The organism is Vibrio sp. 10N.261.51.F11 (genome assembly GCF_041471665.1).
In the GTDB taxonomy this organism is placed as follows: Bacteria; Pseudomonadota; Gammaproteobacteria; order Enterobacterales; family Vibrionaceae; genus Vibrio; species Vibrio crassostreae_C.
Genome location: NZ_JBFROW010000112.1, coordinates 1 through 273 on the forward strand (window position 1 = coordinate 1; position 273 = coordinate 273).

Below are 273 nucleotides of genomic sequence, written 5' to 3' on the forward strand. Positions count from 1 at the left end.
TAGTTTTGAAGTCAGTATTCGTTGAGTCACACCTATTAATTTAGGTAATCAAAACTTTAAATTGAAGAGTTTGATCATGGCTCAGATTGAACGCTGGCGGCAGGCCTAACACATGCAAGTCGAGCGGAAACGACTTAACTGAACCTTCGGGGAACGATAACGGCGTCGAGCGGCGGACGGGTGAGTAATGCCTAGGAAATTGCCTTGATGTGGGGGATAACCATTGGAAACGATGGCTAATACCGCATAATGCCTACGGGCCAAAGAGGGGGA

1 rRNA gene is annotated in these 273 nt (G+C 47.3%); it reads left to right on the forward strand.

Going from position 1 to position 273, the window contains the following annotated elements:
- Positions 1-58: 58 nt before the first annotated feature.
- Positions 59-273: ribosomal RNA gene (locus AB4351_RS22060) — 16S ribosomal RNA — on the forward strand; the annotation flags it as partial.